At 38.9% G+C, this 17,367-nt stretch carries 15 protein-coding genes; 4 read left to right on the top strand and 11 right to left on the bottom strand.

Annotated elements, in window-relative coordinates; translation table 11 throughout:
• Positions 1 to 72 precede the first annotated feature (72 nt).
• Together PPBDW_RS17495 and PPBDW_RS17490 are read right to left on the bottom strand one after the other, a co-directional pair.
• A complete protein-coding gene (locus tag PPBDW_RS17495; RefSeq protein ID WP_036790883.1) occupies positions 73 to 570 on the bottom strand; it encodes a hypothetical protein in 498 nt (165 codons plus the stop codon).
• Between the two features lie 190 nt (positions 571 to 760).
• Positions 761 to 2,146 (bottom strand): class II fumarate hydratase, encoded by a 1,386-nt coding sequence (locus PPBDW_RS17490; protein ID WP_036790881.1) that lies wholly within the window; start codon positions 2,144 to 2,146, stop codon positions 761 to 763.
• A 289-nt stretch (positions 2,147 to 2,435) separates the two neighbouring features.
• On the opposite strand from PPBDW_RS17490, the gene PPBDW_RS17485 reads away from it, so the two are divergent.
• Positions 2,436 to 2,738: a PepSY domain-containing protein gene (locus PPBDW_RS17485; RefSeq protein ID WP_230850353.1), complete on the top strand. Its 303-nt coding sequence runs from the start codon at positions 2,436 to 2,438 to the stop codon at positions 2,736 to 2,738.
• Between the two features lie 65 nt (positions 2,739 to 2,803).
• Here the strand turns inward: PPBDW_RS17485 and PPBDW_RS17480 are convergent, their stop codons facing one another.
• From PPBDW_RS17480 to PPBDW_RS17465, 4 genes are all read right to left on the bottom strand, one after another.
• Positions 2,804 to 2,986 (bottom strand): hypothetical protein, encoded by a 183-nt coding sequence (locus PPBDW_RS17480; protein ID WP_036790879.1) that lies wholly within the window; start codon positions 2,984 to 2,986, stop codon positions 2,804 to 2,806.
• Between the two features lie 175 nt (positions 2,987 to 3,161).
• A complete protein-coding gene (locus PPBDW_RS17475; RefSeq protein WP_156312909.1) occupies positions 3,162 to 4,046 on the bottom strand; it encodes a nucleotidyl cyclase domain-containing protein in 885 nt (294 codons plus the stop codon).
• A gap of 497 nt (positions 4,047 to 4,543) precedes the next feature.
• Entirely contained in the window at positions 4,544 to 5,125 is a 582-nt protein-coding gene (locus PPBDW_RS17470; protein ID WP_045041425.1) for a DUF1415 domain-containing protein, read from the bottom strand.
• A 106-nt stretch (positions 5,126 to 5,231) separates the two neighbouring features.
• Positions 5,232 to 7,244 carry an exoribonuclease II gene (locus PPBDW_RS17465; protein ID WP_036790873.1) on the bottom strand — a complete coding sequence of 671 codons (2,013 nt, stop codon included), beginning with the start codon at positions 7,242 to 7,244 and terminating at the stop codon, positions 5,232 to 5,234.
• A 744-nt stretch (positions 7,245 to 7,988) separates the two neighbouring features.
• Here PPBDW_RS17465 and PPBDW_RS17460 point away from each other — a divergent pair.
• Positions 7,989 to 9,941, top strand: coding sequence for a DEAD/DEAH box helicase (locus PPBDW_RS17460; protein ID WP_036790870.1), 1,953 nt, complete (start codon positions 7,989 to 7,991; stop codon positions 9,939 to 9,941).
• A 66-nt stretch (positions 9,942 to 10,007) separates the two neighbouring features.
• On the opposite strand, the gene PPBDW_RS17455 is transcribed toward PPBDW_RS17460, so the two are convergent.
• Positions 10,008 to 10,925 carry a LysR family transcriptional regulator gene (locus PPBDW_RS17455; RefSeq protein WP_036790867.1) on the bottom strand — a complete coding sequence of 306 codons (918 nt, stop codon included), beginning with the start codon at positions 10,923 to 10,925 and terminating at the stop codon, positions 10,008 to 10,010.
• Positions 10,926 to 11,148: 223 nt separating this feature from the next.
• On the opposite strand from PPBDW_RS17455, the gene fabG reads away from it, so the two are divergent.
• The gene (gene fabG, locus PPBDW_RS17450) at positions 11,149 to 11,883 is read left to right on the top strand and encodes a 3-oxoacyl-ACP reductase FabG (protein ID WP_036790864.1); all 735 of its coding nucleotides are present in this window, start codon (positions 11,149 to 11,151) and stop codon (positions 11,881 to 11,883) included.
• A gap of 236 nt (positions 11,884 to 12,119) precedes the next feature.
• A complete protein-coding gene (locus tag PPBDW_RS17445; RefSeq protein ID WP_036790861.1) occupies positions 12,120 to 12,407 on the top strand; it encodes a hypothetical protein in 288 nt (95 codons plus the stop codon).
• A 33-nt stretch (positions 12,408 to 12,440) separates the two neighbouring features.
• Here PPBDW_RS17445 and PPBDW_RS17440 read toward each other — a convergent pair whose 3' ends face one another.
• From PPBDW_RS17440 to PPBDW_RS17425, 4 genes are all read right to left on the bottom strand, one after another.
• A complete protein-coding gene (locus tag PPBDW_RS17440) occupies positions 12,441 to 13,241 on the bottom strand; it encodes a TOBE domain-containing protein (RefSeq protein WP_036790858.1) in 801 nt (266 codons plus the stop codon).
• Between the two features lie 190 nt (positions 13,242 to 13,431).
• Positions 13,432 to 14,775, bottom strand: a complete 1,344-nt coding sequence (locus PPBDW_RS17435) for a TldD/PmbA family protein (protein WP_036790855.1) — start codon at positions 14,773 to 14,775, stop codon at positions 13,432 to 13,434.
• Positions 14,775 to 16,160 carry a TldD/PmbA family protein gene (locus PPBDW_RS17430; RefSeq protein ID WP_036790852.1) on the bottom strand — a complete coding sequence of 462 codons (1,386 nt, stop codon included), beginning with the start codon at positions 16,158 to 16,160 and terminating at the stop codon, positions 14,775 to 14,777. The genes PPBDW_RS17435 and PPBDW_RS17430 overlap by 1 nt, the downstream gene beginning before the upstream one ends.
• Before the next feature lie 116 nt (positions 16,161 to 16,276).
• On the bottom strand, positions 16,277 to 17,263 hold the full coding sequence (locus PPBDW_RS17425; RefSeq protein WP_036790850.1) for a CobW family GTP-binding protein: 987 nt from the start codon (positions 17,261 to 17,263) through the stop codon (positions 16,277 to 16,279).
• Positions 17,264 to 17,367 lie beyond the last annotated feature (104 nt).

Genomic DNA, 17,367 nt, shown 5'->3' with positions numbered 1-17,367 from the left:
GATCATATAACGTTAGAATTGAAAAAACCGCCTTAACTTAAATTGAGGCGGTTTTTTATAAAGGAATAAAGATTAATCTTTAACCCATTGATCATTAACTTTTTTCAGTGATATATTTTCGTTAATTGTATCAACTGTTTGTCCTGCTTTGAAATCACCGTATTTCGCGCCAAATGCAACAACCATTACTTCAGCTGCAAGGTTGTTCTTTAGTGTATGTAAAGCTGATGACATGTCGTCTTTTTTCGCATCAGTTGCGGTGTCTGTTGCAGGAGCTTGTGGCTTAGCTGCAAGTGCTTTCATTGAGTTTTTAAATTCATCTAAGCTCTTATTGGCAACCAAATCGTAACTTACTTGTGCTTTGTAGTCTGTTTTAGTATCAAGTAGTACTTTAGTAATCTTCAGGTTTTTTACTTCAAAAGGTGTAGTTTCTGCAGTAATACCAAGATTAGGTTGCTCATATTGGCTTGTTTGCACAACATTAGTAATAGTGGATTCGTCAACTTTATCACTACAACCAGCTAAAAACAGTGTTGATGCGATAGCTGCGGCTAAAACAAATTTTTTCATTAATAATGCTCTTTGCTTGTAAAAGATACCCAGTAACAAGGTGTCGAACTGGCGTCTATTTACATTATACGTTACATCCAGTTTTACTATTGGACAAGTAATGACAGTGATTTATTGCTTAATACTAACATTAATTGTAATAATGATTAAAAACTGAACAATGTTTTCTATTTTAGTATTAGAACGAGACTTATTTTGCAATACCGCCTTGGGTGAGTTTTTTAGGGTCTAATAATGATTCAAGCTCGGTTCTACTTAAATCAGTTTCTTGTTCTGCGACATCAATAATAGGTCGTTGCTCTTTATAGGCTTTTTTTGCAATTGCCGCTGCTTTTAAATAACCAATAACAGGATTTAAGGCTGTTATAAGTATCGGGTTTTTACTGAGTGCTTGTTTAAGATGTTCATCACGAACAGTAAACGTAGTAATAGCCTTATCCGCTAATTGAGTTGCAGTCGTTGCTAATAAGGTAATACTTTGTAGTAAGTTATAGGCTATAACTGGAAGCATAACATTGAGTTGAAAGTTACCTGATTGGCCAGCAACAGTTATTGTCGCATCATTACCTATCACTTGTGCAGCAACCATAGCAGCAGCTTCAGGGATCACTGGGTTTACTTTGCCGGGCATTATTGATGAGCCTGGTTGTAATGGTTCTAACTCAATTTCGCCTAAACCTGCGAGTGGGCCTGCATTCATCCAACGTAGATCATTGGATATTTTCATGATGGCGACAGCAAGGGTTTTTAATTGGCCAGATAATGAGACAACAGCATCTTGACTGCTCATACTGTAAAAGAAATTACTACTGGTACAAAAAGGTACAGCGGTTGCAATGGCTATGTTTTTTGCGAAGATAGCAGCAAAATGTGGATGGGTGTTAATGCCCGTCCCAACAGCAGTGCCACCTTGTGCTAATGCAGAAACATTTTCTAAAGCGAGTTCAATACCACATCGTGCATGTTCAATTTGGCTTTGCCAGCCGCCTAATTCTTGCCCTAAGGTTATCGGCATTGCATCCATTAAGTGAGTACGACCAGTTTTGACGCAATCATTAACTTGTTGACTTTTCTTTTCTAGGGCTTGTTCTAGATGGCGTAAAGCGGGCAATAATTGCTGGTGGCAGGTTAATGCGGCACTTACTTGAATCGCTGTCGGAATCGTGTCGTTACTACTTTGTCCGCGGTTAACATCATCATTAGGGCTAATTATGATGCCTAGTTGTTGTGAGGCTAACGTAGCAATAACCTCGTTAGCATTCATATTAGAACTTGTGCCAGATCCTGTTTGGAAAACGTCAATTGGGAATTGGTCATGATGAGCACCATCGATGATGAGTTGGCAGCTATCAATAATAGCATGTGCTGTTTTATCATCCATGAGTTGTAGCTCAAGATTAGTACGTGCCGCAGCCTGTTTAATATAGGCTAAAGCTTGAATAAAGGCATCTGGCATCGTCAAATCACTGATCGGGAAATTATTGATTGCTCGCTGTGTTTGAGCCTGATAAAGCGCATCTTGTGGCACCTTAATTTCACCCATACTATCAGTTTCGATACGGTATAATATTGACATAATGTTATCCTTAAAATTAATGTTGTTTCATAATGGCAATATGTATGAATATAGCGCTATCGTTAATAATTACCATAAGACGATAATTTATATTATAGGCTACTGTCTGCATTGATTTTTATTGATATCATAGTTTGCGAATACGTTATCATTCGTATTGCTATTATCTAATCAAGACTAAATAAGATCGTTTTATTCCAATTGTTGGTGCAGTTATTGCTTTATATGAGCAAAGTAATGCTTAAATGGTCAATGTTAACCATAGCGATAATGCTATTAAGGGGTAAAAGTGATTCGAAGTATAAAAGTATTATTCATTAGTAGCAGTATGTGCTGTTTATTACAAAGCTATGTAGCTAATGCCGACCCGATTGATACTTCTGTGGTTAAAATGTTAACTATTCCTTCTGCAATGAAACAACTTGAATCTAATGGTTATTATGATTTTCGAATGATTAAAGTTGAACGGAAACATAATGAGATTGCGGTAAAAGCGCGTAATAAGGCAGGGCAACAGGTTGAGTTAGAAATGGATTTATACTCTGGTGCTATTTTACATGAACAAGCGAATAATACAGAAATTCAGCAGTAGTAATTAATTGATAATATTAAACAATGGATAAGAAAGGCAAAGACCCTGACTTATCCATTGAGAGGTTATTCATCATCGTTAAAAATTCGGCCTTCTAGGGAGTATGGATCGTTTTCATCGTATAAATTATGGTGCCCACGAATACGCTTGAGGTTTTTTTCAAGGGCTTTAGCCTGCTCAAAATGACCTTCTAGATAGGCAATGGATATTTTTTGTTCCATATCTTCAATTCTATCTTGGTTGTTCATTTTAATCCTCCCATGAGTTGCTTACGATTAATTAACTACCTCTTATTATTTTATACCAAATTTCTAACTAGGTAGTGCTGTCCTAATACGAATCTTTAATCGTTTCAAACGTAACATTTTAGTTAGCCCGATTGTCTCGGGCTTTTGTTTGTCCGTCTGTATTGTGTCGTTAGCGTCATGCTTCGTTTCTATCTGCGATATATATTTGATTTTTTTTCTTATTCGTTCGTTGTGCTGTCTCTAATACATCAATAGCTTGTTGTAAGACGACTGCTGCAGTTTGATCATTAGCAGAATCGCTGATCCCAACACTGACACTGACTTTCATTGTTTTTTTACGGCCTTTTTTCGGTTTTACTGTTTGTTCATCGAGTTGACTATCCGTTGTTATTGGTTCGATGACATGCTTCTCTGCTGCAAGGTCGTGTTGTAACTGTTCTAATATAGGTTGACACTCATCAACGTTTTTATGTTCAAAAATCATAATAAATTGCTGCGATACAAAATACAGATGTTGTAAACATTGAGTATGTTGAGTTAATAGCGTTGCAATAGATCGCTGAATATCTGTCACGGCTTGCGGGTGATGTTTCTCGATAATTTTATTGGGGTGATCAATAGCAATAATTGCGATAGCGTAATGAGGGCATAATCGAGCTAGCATCTGGGAAAGTGCGCGGTGGTCGGCAAGTTGAGTCGATGGATCATAAAAGCATTGTTGATAACGGCAGTACCCTAGATCGATTAATAAAAATAGAGCGCAAACAATAAAAGCACTACTTGAAATAAACGGATAGTGGAAAAAGATAAATGTGGTAGTAGTTAATAAACTACATACAAAGATATGGCGATCGATACGACGATGATATCTAATTGCTAATGCGCCAGCACAGCAGCTTATTGCAAGATTAAACACAATTAAAATTAGTGGCAATGATGAAATATTGTGATAAGTAAAAAGATGGATTCGTTGCCAGTTTGAAAAATCTGCTTGATAGAAATAGCTAATGATTGCGCCAATTCCACATTGGATAATAAGTAATAATAGTAATGCTACCATGCTGAAAGAGAGCAGCTTTGGAAGCCGTAAAAAACGGAGTAATAAAAGGTTAATGGGTAATAGTGTCGCTAAAAGACAAAATATTAACTTGGTATCTGTGTTTGCTAACGAGGTTTGGAGCCAGTAAAGAATAACGCTATAGGCAACCAACATTATAATAGCAATGACTCCACTTTGGGCTTTAGGTAGTTTGTAATTGAGTATTATGACTATACCGAACAATGCGAAAGGGAGATTAATCCATAGCCGTGAATAGGTAGTTATAAAAGATGTAAACAAAGGATAGCTAATAATCATTAGTACGGTGATAAGAAAGGGGAGTACGAAGCGAGCATTCGGTGAATGTAAACGAGACAATAACAGCATTGAATGATGAGCCCTAAACTGAAAACCAAGTAGATCATTAACATAGCAAATAAATAACGACAATAACTCGATACTGCCGTCATTTTATTGTGATAACTTTACGCAGTAATTAAGTAATGCAAAACGTATAGTTATTTTATTAGGTAGGGGAATAGCTGACGCATTTGTTCTGGGGTTAAGTTTTCAACACATTCGATGTTTCGATCTGGAATTGCTTCTGGATTCGGATAGTGTTTGATTACTTTTGCCATGCTCTCTTCGCGAATAAGATGAAAAACAGGGTACGGTGAGCGATTAGTTAGATTTTCTGCATCATCAGGCTCTGCACCATAGAAACAGTAATCAGGGTGGAAACTTGCTATTTGATAAGTACCACTTTTACCTAACTGCACCACTAACCCTTCGACGAGATCAAGAAATTGGTTGTAGTCATCAAATTCTTCAAATAAATAGGGCGCTACTACCAAAATAGTTTCAAGTGTTTCTGGTGGTGTTTCGTCAAGCTCTTTGAACTGCATATAAATAGTTTCAAGCAGATCATTTTCATTATCATCTTCGCTAACAAATATTTTTATTTGCTTATTACGATTAGGCTTAGCAGCAAAAGGGCATAAATTAAGCCCAATGACGACATCTTCTAGCCATTGTTTTACTTGCTGCTCGATAAGTTGAATCTTTTCTGATGGGTGATTTTCTGGAATGTTATTTGACATTGAGTACTGACTTCTTTGAATTATTTATATTGGAATAATAGTGTGAAAGCTGTAAAAAAGGCCAGTGAACACTGGCCTTGTATTGACGTAAAGCCGATTTAAATCGTTATGCTTTTTCTGGAGCGTCTGTTGCTTGTTCTGGCGCCGGTGTAACTTCTGGCGCAGGGTATTGCTGTACAGGTTTAGCGACTAATTGACGTGTTGCAGTGCGAACTTCTGCTAATTTCACATCAAAGGTATCACCCAGTTGGTATTCTTTAACACCATCAATACTGATAATGCCAAGCTCACCACTACATACAATACGCTCTTTGTTATCAACAATCAGCGATCCAGGTATAAATGCAGCAGCGCCATTTTCAAGTAGGCGCACACGCATACCTGCGCGATTAATATCAAAGATTTCGGCTTTAAAGACAGTTTCTTTCTTCACTGCATCTTTAAGTAAACGGACGTATAACCAATCAGACACATCACGTTCAGCCATGCGATGATGACGACGATGGTTAGCAATTTCATCGCCCACATTATCATCAGGTTTCTGCGTTGGCTCGTTACCTGTGATTAATGCTTTAAGTAAACGGTGATTGATCATATCGCCGTATTTACGGATTGGAGATGTCCATGTTGCGTAAACATCCAGACCCATTGCATAGTGTGGTGCTGGAGTATTAGCGACTTCACTATAAGCTTGGAATTTACGTAAACGGTTATCAAGGTAAGTGCTATCTAGAGTATTTAACCAACGACGTAATGCACTAAAACCTTCTAAAGTAACAATTTCTTCTTTAGTAAACGGTGCTTCTGCATTAGTAATAAATTCCATCGCAGTATCAAGTTTTTCATGATTGAAACCGCTATGAACGTTAAATACACCTGTTGCAAATTTTTCTTGTAAAGCGCGACCCGCACAAATGTTAGCGGTGATCATCGCTTCTTCGATCATGCGGTTAGCAATACGACGTAGGTCTGTATGAATAGCAACAACGTCGTTATCTTCACTTAACTCAAAACGGTAATCAGGACGGTCGGGGAATACCACTGCATTCGCCATACGCCAATCTGAACGTAGTGTTGCAAAACCTTGTAGAGCAACAATTTGTTGCTCTATGATTGGCGTTGGTGTCCAGTTGTCACAATGACCGTTTTCAAGGAAATCAGAAACATTGTTATAAGATAAACGACCTTGAGACTTGATCCATGCCCCAAAGAAAGAAATATCGTCTTGAATGACACCAGTATTATCAATTGAAACACGACAGCATAAAACAGGGCGTTTTTCATTCTCGATAAGTGAACATAATTCATCACTTAGTTCACGTGGCAGCATTGGAATATTACGGCCAGGAAGATAAATGGTAAATCCACGCTCACGGGCTTCATCATCCATCTTATCGCCAACGGCAATATAAGAAGTAGGATCAGCAATCGCAATCGTTATTTCAAAGCTACCGTCATCATTAGCGACAGTATATAAAGCATCGTCCATATCTTTAGTTGATTCACCATCAATAGTAATGAAAGGTAAATCAGTTAAGTCTTGGCGTTCAATGCCTTCATCAAGCATGGTCCAGCTATCTTGTGGTGCTGGCTCAGCGTTCGGTAGTTGGTGGCGAGCAAGTGTGACCCACCAAGGTGCAATCTTGTCATTACTGTCGGTGATTTTTTGGTTCACTTCACAGAAGAACGGTTGATTACTACCAGCAAGAGGGTGACGAGTTAGTTCAGCAACAACCCAGTCACCTTCTTTTAATGTTTCTGGATTCAGGCCTTTTGCTGCACGTGCCTTAATCGCTTCTTTTAGTTGTGGGTGATCAGGAATAACATGCAGACGATTACGAATCAGTTTTACACGACCAATAAATCGTGTAATTGATTGTTCAATAAGCTCTTGCGGTTCAGCAACTTCGCGCTCTTTTTCGGTACGAAGTACGGCTATAACACGATCACCGTGCATAACGTTTTTCATATATACCGGTGGAACGAAGATGCTTTCTTTGTTATCAGTTTCTAGAAAGCCAAAGCCACGATCTGTTGCTTTGATATAACCTTCCTTTTTAGGAAGTGTCTCTTGGATTTGCTTTTTTAGCTGTGCTAACAGCGGGTTATCTTGAAACATTATGTCTGGTCTCAGATTATCGACATAGACACTATACGTTTTTGGTCATATAAAACCAATATTTGACTGTTTAAATTTTCGTTGGACATTAGCATGGTTCATATAATCAATAGGTTAGGTCTAATTTGTAGTGTTTTATATTATAAAGTAAATATTTCATGACAAGATATGATTAAAAATATAATTTATGGTGGAAATATTAATTAGAAACAAAAAATAACTTTAAGTAGGCATATCTCATACTTTTAGCTTATGAGATAGAATGAATTAGGACAATAAAAATTGGTTATTGTATAAAAAGTTATTTAAAAACAAGAGATAATAAAGATAATCTTAACTATGGCTATAATAAAGAGTAAAGAATAAAAAACTAACTTCTATAAAGAGATCAATAGTCAGTAATCAATATAAAAATACTAATAAAAGATTACTCTAATCTAATAACAAAAGTGGGTTTAATGGAACAAGATTGGATTTGAATTATAGGATTGTTCGTATTTTCAACAACATAGTTAATTGATAATCTATAAAAAATCATAGGATGTTTATCAGATGTACTATTTGTTCAATAAATGGTTGTTTGTGAGTTATTTTGTGACGTTGTTCAATTTTTTCTGGCTTTTTATCAAGTATTAGCCCACAATACGCCTCCTATTAGTCGAGGCCCGTGCTAGTGGTTGCTGTTGCAGAACCCTCTGTAGCAAAGGGGCCCCGTTTTTAAGTTGATCATATATTGGGATCCCAATGCAAGAAACTGTTACAGAATTTCGCCAACTAGATTTGGCCGACACACTACTATCCGCACTAGACTCTATGGGTTTCGTATCGCCTACTCCAATTCAGGCGGCGTCAATTCCTCTACTTCTAACTGGTACGGATGCGCTTGGTAAAGCACAGACTGGTACTGGTAAAACAGCAGCGTTCTCGTTGCCTGTACTGAACAAAATTGATCTTTCTCAGCATAAGCCACAAGCTATTGTTATGGCTCCTACTCGTGAGCTTGCAATTCAGGTTGCTGCAGAAATTAAAGTTCTTGGTCAAAACATCAAAGGCCTTAAGGTTCTTGAGATTTACGGTGGTGCTTCTATCGTTGATCAAATGCGTGCACTAAAAAATGGTTCACACATTGTTGTTGGTACACCTGGTCGTGTTAAAGACCTTATTTCACGTAAGCAACTTCACTTAGACGAAGTACACACTTTCGTTCTTGATGAAGCTGATGAAATGCTAAAAATGGGTTTCGTTGACGACGTTACTTGGATCATGGAACAAGCACCAGAATCTGCACAACGTGTACTTTTCTCTGCGACTATGCCTCCTATCGTTAAAGAAATCGTTGATCGTTTCCTTCGTGATCCAGCTCGTATCGACGTTGCTGGTGAAAACCGTACTGTATCTCAAGTATCTCAACAATTCTGGGTTGTTAAAGGCGTAGAGAAAGACGAAGCAATGAGTCGTCTTCTTGAAACTGAAAACACAGATGCATCAATCGTATTCGTTCGTACTCGTCAAGATACTGAGCGTCTAGCTGATTGGTTATCTTCTCGTGGCTTTAAAGCTGCTGCACTTCACGGTGATATTCCTCAGTCGCTACGTGAGCGTACTGTTGATCATATCAAACGTGGCGTGATTGATATCTTAGTTGCAACTGACGTTGTTGCTCGTGGTCTTGATGTGGCACGAATTACACACGTATTCAACTACGACATCCCATTTGATGTTGAATCATACATTCACCGTATCGGTCGTACTGGTCGTGCTGGACGTGAAGGTAAAGCGATCCTATTGGTTCGTACTAACCAAATCCGCATGCTACGTACTATTGAGCGTGTTACTAAGTCTCGTATGGAAGAAATCCAACTTCCGTTACGTGATCTAGTTGCTGCATCTCGTCTTAACCGTTTAGGTGAAGAACTTGCTGCACAGAAAGAACAAACAAGTGTAGAAGCATTTGTTGAACTTGTAGAAAAACTACAAGAATCAATTGATGTTGATGCAGCAACACTAGCGGCAATGCTTCTTCAGCGTCAACAAGGTAACCGTCCTTTATTCTATAAAGGTCCGGACCCAATGATCGCTGCTATTGAGCGTGAATCACAACGTCGTGAGCGTCGTGGTGACCGTGATGATCGTGGTAGTGATCGCGGTGACCGTCGTGGTGACCGTCCTGATCGTGGCGAACGCCGTGGTGAGCGTGGTGGTGAGCGTGGCGAACGTCGCACTTTCAACAGCGCTGATTGGGATACTTACCAGCTACAAGTTGGCCGTGAGCAAGGTGTTCAAGTTAAAGATATCGTTGGCGCAATTGCAAACGAGCTTGGCTTAAGCAAAGAGTTCATCGGTGCAATTAAACTTGCTCCTTCACATACTTTTGTTCAACTTCCTAAGAAGATGACAGCAGAAGTAGCAGCACAACTGAAGAAACTACGTATTCGCCAGAATGACGTTAAAGCAGTTGTTGTTGAAGGTGAAGTGTTACGTGAACATCGTCCACGTACTGGTAATCGCGATAGTAACCGTGGTGGTGAGCGTACTGGTCATCGTGGTAGCCGTGACGGCAATCGTAGCGGTGAGCGTGGTGGCGAGCGTCGTTTCGATCGCAACCGTGGTAACGATACTCGTGGTGGCTACCGTGGCAACCGTGATGGCGCTGCAGCGCGTCCAGCAGGCGACCGTAAGCCTCGTACTGACGCATAATTTGCGCTAGTGTAATAAAAAAGCCAGACGAGAGTCTGGCTTTTTTGTATGCGTTTTTTAACAATGTTAAGTGACATTGCGAGTTAAGTTTATATCCGTGACACGTTTCAATAAATGTTCCTTAAAATTAGCACAGCGAGCAGGCATATGTTTTCTTGGTTTGTAATATAAGCTTAACTCGAATTCACTACTAATATAGTTGTTAAGTACTGAGACTAATTTATTTTGTTGCAAATCATCCTGAATTAAACTGTAGGGTAAATATGCAATCCCACCGCCCGCAACTGCAATATTTTTTAATATTTCGCTATCATCGACTTCAACAGTTCGTGATATTTGTACTGAGTTATATTCCCCATTTTGTTCGAAGATCCAACGATTCCCCCCCACAAGCGTTGTTGCGAATAAACATAAATGTCTTTTTAGATCGTTAGGTATTACTGGTTGTCCATAACGGGCTATGTAAGCTGGAGAACAGCACGCCTTTAGAGGTTCACGAAATAAAGTACGCTTAACTAATAAGCTGTCTTTGTCTTGAAAACCGCGATAAGTTGCATTGGCACGTATTGCGAAATCGACTTCATGTACATTATCAACTTCAAATGCTGTTTCAATGACCACGAAATTAATATTGGGATTATCACTTACATATTCACCAATAATTTCGCTCAAATAATATTTAGCAAATAATGGTGTGCATGCGACCTTAATGGTACCTATATCTTCTTGACTGATATTTTGAACTTCATTGAGGACATCGGTAATTTGATTATTAATTTGCGTAAATCGTTGGAACAAATGTTGTCCTGCTTGAGTGACAGAAATTTTACGGGTAGTACGTTTAACAAGACTTATCCCCATCATTTCTTCAAGCTCAGTGATCCAACGGCTTCCAGCTGACGCTGAAATACCATATTGCTTGGCAGCATCTGTGACTGATTGACATCGCACAACATGAAGAAAAAAAATAATTTTATCTAACATTGCTTTCCCTGCATTATCGATATTACACCTGACCATTAAAGTATAGTTAATAGGCGTTATGTTGCATTTATTAATAATTAAATTTAATTGTCAGTGTTTTATTTTTGCAATTGTGTCTTGTGATATTGAGTTTAATGTTCAGGCCATAGTTATCTAAAATAAAGGATGAGCGCTGAGTTTTAGTTTGATTGTAGGACGACAACAAACATCATAAGGGGAAAATATGCTAACCGATAAAGTATGTATTGTGACAGGTGGAGCCCAAGGAATTGGTCGTTGTATTGTTGAAACATTTGCGTGTCAGAATGCAACCCGAGTGATTGCATGTGATATGAATATGGGAATGATGGCTGACTTAGAGCAGCAGTTTCCAAATGTTACCGCATTAGAGCTTAATGTTTGTGATCGTGAAGGTGTAGCAGAAGCTATACGACAAATTTCAGAGCAATACGGAAAAATTGATGTACTAGTTAATAATGCAGGGATCACTCGTGATAATTTGATTGATAAAATGACGGAGTCTGATTGGGATTTGGTCATGGATGTTAATCTCAAGGGCGTTTTTAATATGACCCAAGCTATTGCCCCTATAATGATGCAAACAGGGAGTGGGTCAATTATTACTATGTCATCAATAGTGGGTACTGATGGCAATATTGGCCAAACGAATTATGCCGCGACGAAGGCTGGAGTTATTGCTATGTCGCAATCATGGGCGAAAGAATTTTCGCGTAAAGGCGCACAGGTTCGGGCAAATTGTATCGCTCCTGGATTTATTGAGACTCCAATGACGGTTGATCTACCTGAAAAAGTTATTAATTATATGATATCAAAGACACCACTTCAGCGGATGGGTAAAGCACAAGATATTGCTAACTGCGCATTATTTTTAGCCAGTGCTCAGTCGAATTTTATCACTGGACAAGTATTAAAAGTGGATGGTGGGCTTGTTATTTAACTATCAATTTATTGTCCAATGCAGCCATAAAACTATTGTGTCTTTTGGTAACAGATACCACAGACACAATAATTAATCGTGTGTAAGAATGCTCATATAAACAACAGTACTTTTAATAATATCTCCATTTATGTTATTTCTTTGTCAAATAAGCATATTTCTGAGCTATAACGGGATATTTTGCAGAAAAAGCCTTAAACTGCTCTCAGTGGTAATTGTCGTTTAATGGGTATGTCATGATATTTTCATCATCAACATTGTGGTTTATAAGTATTGCTTGTGTACCATTATCAGTTGTACTTTTTTTATGCTCATTAAAGCAGCAAAAAATTTGGTTGAATCTGATGGCATTAGCATTTGTCTTTATGGCTTGTGGTTTGATTATTATTCAGCAATATGAAGATTATACTAATTTTACTGACTGCATTAAGAAGGGATTTAATTATAATGCGTTCTCAACCGAATGCAGTGTCGATTCGCAGAATCCAGATCCAATCCCCGATAATATAAGCTCATTCCTTTGAGCGTAATACGATTATTGAACACATTTCTGCTATTTAATACATACTTGCCACAATAACTTGAGTGGAGTGGAATAAAGCGTAAATAGGCATTCCTAAGCGTAATGTTTCATCCATAAGATCTTGATTATCTACAAAAGCACAAATACTTATTTCGTCGGTTAAATTGATAGTTATTTCTGTTGATTGACGATCTTGCTTCATCGCGGTAAGCGTACCAAGTAGCTGGTTATCAAACCGATCACGCTTGCCATGAATGAGATTTTCTTCGCTACAAACTGTAATTGCAGGACCTTTGATTAGCGTTACGACATCTTTATTTTGTTTTAGGCCTAAGCGTAATGTACTGCCATGGGTGATTGTTGCGTGAATTTGATGCTGCTCAGTAAGAGCTATAGTGACGACATCATGTAAATCATGGGTTTCGATAGTAGAAATATGGCCGAATAATTGATTTCGTGCACTAGTTTGTAATGAGAATCGACTCATTACACCTAAAAGGCTATCAAGCGGTGCATTATCGTCATTAAGAGCCTGTAAGCCCATGTCTTGGATTTTATTTAACAGGTCATACATTTGAATTAAACGTTGGCCAAAGCGTGTTAGTGTCGCACCTCCACCTCCTTTTCCGCCTTTTTCACTATTAACTAAAGGTTGTTCGTTACTGCTATTCATATCTTTAATAGCATCAAAGGCTGCTTTATAGCTAATGCCTGCTAATTTGGCTCCTTGGCTGATAGATCCGCTATCATTAATTGCTTTTAATAGAGCGATACGGCGCGGATTAGCAAACATCTTATTATTAATTTGTAGTGTCGCAATAGCAGTAAGATTCATGGTCTTATTCTTATTAGGTGTTTTATTCATGTTATCGTATTTTAATGAAGATTTTAAACCTAATAATAGTGATTGTGGGTTATGGATACAATAATGAACATCTATTTGAGTTGGCGAAAAAAAACCTTACTGAATTGGATTTACATGAATATCTTTATCAGTAAGGTTTATTATCTCAACGGATTATTGATTATTTTCCCGCAATATTTAAACGTGTAAAACGAATTTTTGGTGCGTAGAAACTGCGATTATAATCATGTTCTAATTGATTGCTTACAGTGTCAATTTCTTTGATCATTTGATAGAAATTACCCGCAACAGTAATACCACGTACGGCTTGTATGCGCTGGCCATCACGACAGAGAAAACCGCTAGCACCAAATGAGAAATCACCACTCACAGCATCAGCACCAGAATGGACACCTTGTAATTCTACTAATTCAAGGTATTCACCAGCAGTAACCTCAGCGTTAGAGCTTATACCTGTACTAATAACAGTATGACGCGAGTTTACGCCTAGGCCGCCTTTTGCCGAGCGTGAGCCATTGGCTGTATTTTCAATGCCAAAGTAGCTGGCAGTATGGCTATTGTGTAATAAGCTTTGTAATTTGCCTTCACCAACTAATAAAGTGTCATGAGTAGCATAACCTTCGCTATCAAAGGCTTTAATAGAAAAACCACCATTAATGTACGCTGTGTCAGTGATAGTGAGCAGTGGGCTCGCAACAAGCGTATCAAGAGCGTCACCCCAAGGGTTGATGCCCTTCATTGCTGCTTGTCCAGACATGCACATTCCAAACGCAGAAAATAAGCTACTTAATGCGCTAAGCGTGAAAATTACAGAATAATGCTTACTGGCAATAGGCGCACCATCTAACAGTGCTTGCGCCATCTCATAGCCATGATTAATACAATAGCTAGGATCTAATTGACTAAATAAACGTCCAGATGACATGCCGCCATGCATTGCTTGCTTACCGTCTTTTTCATAAAGGGTGTAAGCATAGCAATAGGTTGAACGTTCACTATGGTTACACAATGTGCCTTGAGTATTCGCTAGAATGACATGGCTATCTGATTCAGCAAAGCCATTGTAAGGCGCACTGGTTGCGTGAGGTTTGTTTACTACCCCTTGTTCTAATGATAATGCGAGTGCAATTTTTTCATCAACGGTTGCCGTTTCAGTTTGATAAACTTCAGGCTCAGTGGTTGCAAGTCGACTATCAATACAGCTTATTTTTTGGTGGGGATCTTGTTGGGAATATTGCGCATTAGTTAGTGCATTATCCACCATTAAATCCAAGCTTGCGAGATCAAGTGATTCAGAATAACTAGTGGCTGTACGTTGATCTTTAATTACCCGTACACCGATAACTTGTCCTGAAGTTACTTTATATTCGTCAAGTTCGCCTTGATTGGCTTTTAGTGAAAAATTATTACTGCGGTTTGCAATGACATCGGCAGCAGCATCGCGTGACCGAACGCGATCAAGTACGTAATCGATAGCCTGTTGTAGTGCGTTTTGATCTGTCATTAGTTGCCACCTCCCACAAGAATATTATCAACTTTTAATGCTGCTTGACCTACTGTTGTTGGTACTGAGCCACTGACAGATCCACACATGCCAGCAGCAAGTGCGAAATCATTACCAATCATACTGATTTCTTTCAATACCTTAGGGCCTGTACTGATTAAGGTCGCTGATTTGAGTGGTTTAGTGATTTTACCGTTTTCAACCAGATAAGCTTCTTGAACTGCAAAGTTAAATTCACCTGTTCCTGGTTGTACTGAGCCGCCGCCCATTTTTTTAGCATAAATGCCACGTTCAACGCCAGCCAGCATATCATCGAGCGTGTTTGTACCTGGTTCAATAAAGGTATTACGCATCCGTGACGTTGGTGCGAACTTATAAGATTCGCGACGGCCTGAACCTGTACGTGCAAATCCAGTTTTTACCCCCCCCATACGATCAACCATAAAGCTGGTTAGTTTACCGTCTTTAATAAGTTGAGTACGTTGGGTTTCCATGCCTTCATCATCAATATTGATTGAGCCCCATTGATTGGTCATGGTGCCGTCGTCAACTGCACTAACTACCGAATTTGCAATCATTTCTCCCATCTTATCGTGAAAAACCGAGGCTTTTTTAGCAACAGAGGTTGTTTCAAGTAAGTGGCCACATGCTTCATGGAAGATAACGCCACCAAATCCATTACCAATAATGACGGGCATTTCCCCTGAAGGACAGGCTTCTGCAAATAGCTTAACCATTGCTTGTTTTGCTACATCATGGCCGAGCTTCTGCGCGTCAACATGAGTATTAAACTCCCAACCAGTAAACGCACCAGGGGCTTCATAACCCGTGGATTGCTCGCTGCCATTTTGAGCAACAGCATTAGCAGAAATGCGGGTATAATGCCGAGTATCGCCAATATGAAGGCCATCAGAGTTAAAAATTTCGATCTGCTGTTCACGTTGAGCAACACTACCAATAAATTGGGCTATTTTTTCATTTTCAGCACGGGCAGCTTGATCGGCTTGACGTAAAAACGCAATTTTAGCCGCCATGTTAGTATCTAGGCTAAGTGGTAATTGACAGCTATGTTTATTGTTATAGCGATTTAAGTTAAGAGCACCAGCCGTTAATATTTGCTCGCGTTTATCTTTAGCCGCGAGTAAAGATGTGACGCGTTTTAATTCTTCTTCATCGGTACTGTTAGTGTAACCATAGAGAACTTTATGTCCAAAAAACAGGCGGATACCAATACCGAAATCAATACCTGAGTTAACCTTATCAATTTCAGCTGATATGAGTTGGACAGAACTTGATTGATGATGTTCGACAAATAATTCAGCGAAATCAGCGCCAAGAAATAGGGCATGATCGATCACTGTTTTAGCAGTATTAGGGTTTAGCATTTGTGCTCCCTTATTTTTATGAGCTCTATTTTATAACCTAGCAGTAAAGTGATAAAAATTCTCACTATTACTGCAATCGGTATGAGCAATGGATCTATAAGAATCAATAAATAGGATTATTTAGCGACAGTATTAGCTGCAATTGAACATAAAATATTTTCTAGTTCATCCCACGGTAAAATTTCGTTATCAATGACCTCAATGCGTGATTCAAATCCTTCTAGCGAAAGTTTGTTAACAGACACAACTTGATTAACAACGTTAAATGCAAAGCAGCCATTTTCGGTATTAACAACAGCTTTAATGCGATTAGCACTAAGGTTAGAAAATAAGCTGAATAATTTTGAGAATTCAAATAATTGATCCGCAGCAAAGAACCAACCACAACTGTGATAACCCTGACCGTGGTTTTCTTTACGGATAAATTGCTGACCTGGGGCTAATTCTAATTCAGGTAACGGTTCTGTTTGGTCGTGATGATGATGGTGGCTATGTTGTGCTTGGCGATCCGTTCGTTCAATATCAAGCCATTCTAATTCAAGTCGGCCATGTTCAACTTCAGCAATCAGGGCTTTTTTAGGTTCCGCTTTTTCCATTGCCGTTTGGAAGGTATATAAATCAAACTCGTCACACTGATCGATTTTATTGGCAACCACGACATCAGCTAGAGCGAGTTGATCCTGAAAATTAACGTTATCGGTATAAACGCTATCAGCAAAATGGCGAGGATCAACGACGGTGATTGTCGCACGAAGATCGACATAGTTACGGTAGCTTTCTGATGTTAATTTGTGGATTACTTCTTTTGGGTGACCTAAGCCCGTTGGTTCAAGGAGTAGACGATCAGGCTTTTGGGCTAGTAGAGCATTGATACCAACTGACATCGGTAGCCCCGCAACACAGCACATACAGCCGCCAGGGACTTCTTTAATGATTGCGCCTTGCTGTTCTAAAATAGCACCATCAACGCCAACATTGCCGAATTCATTAATTAAAATAGCCCATTTTTCGTGTTCGGGTTTACGTGCGAGTAAAGAGAGAATAGAGGTGGTTTTACCGGCACCTAAGAAACCTGTAATGATATTAGTTGGAATACGTTTCATGTTGTGACTAAATCCCTAAACGATTGGCATGAAAATAATAATGCTAGTTTACGTTAGTGACATTAAAGTGACTAGTCTAACTCGCTTAAGCACGACTCTAGTTC

This window comes from Photobacterium kishitanii, from assembly GCF_000613045.3.
Lineage (GTDB): Bacteria > Pseudomonadota > Gammaproteobacteria > Enterobacterales > Vibrionaceae > Photobacterium > Photobacterium kishitanii.
The sequence above is the reverse complement of the archived record's forward strand: the minus strand, read 5'-3'. Positions and strand labels throughout refer to the sequence as shown.

Excerpts from the sequence above, each read along its gene's own strand:
- PPBDW_RS17495 (WP_036790883.1), bottom strand. The coding sequence starts at position 570 with ATGAAAAAATTTGTTTTAGCCGCAGCTATCGCATCAACACTGTTTTTA.
- PPBDW_RS17490 (WP_036790881.1), bottom strand. The coding sequence starts at position 2,146 with ATGTCAATATTATACCGTATCGAAACTGATAGTATGGGTGAAATTAAG.
- PPBDW_RS17480 (WP_036790879.1), bottom strand. The coding sequence starts at position 2,986 with ATGAACAACCAAGATAGAATTGAAGATATGGAACAAAAAATATCCATT.
- PPBDW_RS17475 (WP_156312909.1), bottom strand. The coding sequence starts at position 4,046 with ATGGTAGCATTACTATTATTACTTATTATCCAATGTGGAATTGGCGCA.
- PPBDW_RS17470 (WP_045041425.1), bottom strand. The coding sequence starts at position 5,125 with ATGTCAAATAACATTCCAGAAAATCACCCATCAGAAAAGATTCAACTT.
- PPBDW_RS17465 (WP_036790873.1), bottom strand. The coding sequence starts at position 7,244 with ATGTTTCAAGATAACCCGCTGTTAGCACAGCTAAAAAAGCAAATCCAA.
- PPBDW_RS17460 (WP_036790870.1), top strand. The coding sequence starts at position 7,989 with ATGCAAGAAACTGTTACAGAATTTCGCCAACTAGATTTGGCCGACACA.
- PPBDW_RS17455 (WP_036790867.1), bottom strand. The coding sequence starts at position 10,925 with ATGTTAGATAAAATTATTTTTTTTCTTCATGTTGTGCGATGTCAATCA.
- fabG (WP_036790864.1), top strand. The coding sequence starts at position 11,149 with ATGCTAACCGATAAAGTATGTATTGTGACAGGTGGAGCCCAAGGAATT.
- PPBDW_RS17445 (WP_036790861.1), top strand. The coding sequence starts at position 12,120 with ATGATATTTTCATCATCAACATTGTGGTTTATAAGTATTGCTTGTGTA.
- PPBDW_RS17440 (WP_036790858.1), bottom strand. The coding sequence starts at position 13,241 with ATGAATCTTACTGCTATTGCGACACTACAAATTAATAATAAGATGTTT.
- PPBDW_RS17435 (WP_036790855.1), bottom strand. The coding sequence starts at position 14,775 with ATGACAGATCAAAACGCACTACAACAGGCTATCGATTACGTACTTGAT.
- PPBDW_RS17430 (WP_036790852.1), bottom strand. The coding sequence starts at position 16,160 with ATGCTAAACCCTAATACTGCTAAAACAGTGATCGATCATGCCCTATTT.
- PPBDW_RS17425 (WP_036790850.1), bottom strand. The coding sequence starts at position 17,263 with ATGAAACGTATTCCAACTAATATCATTACAGGTTTCTTAGGTGCCGGT.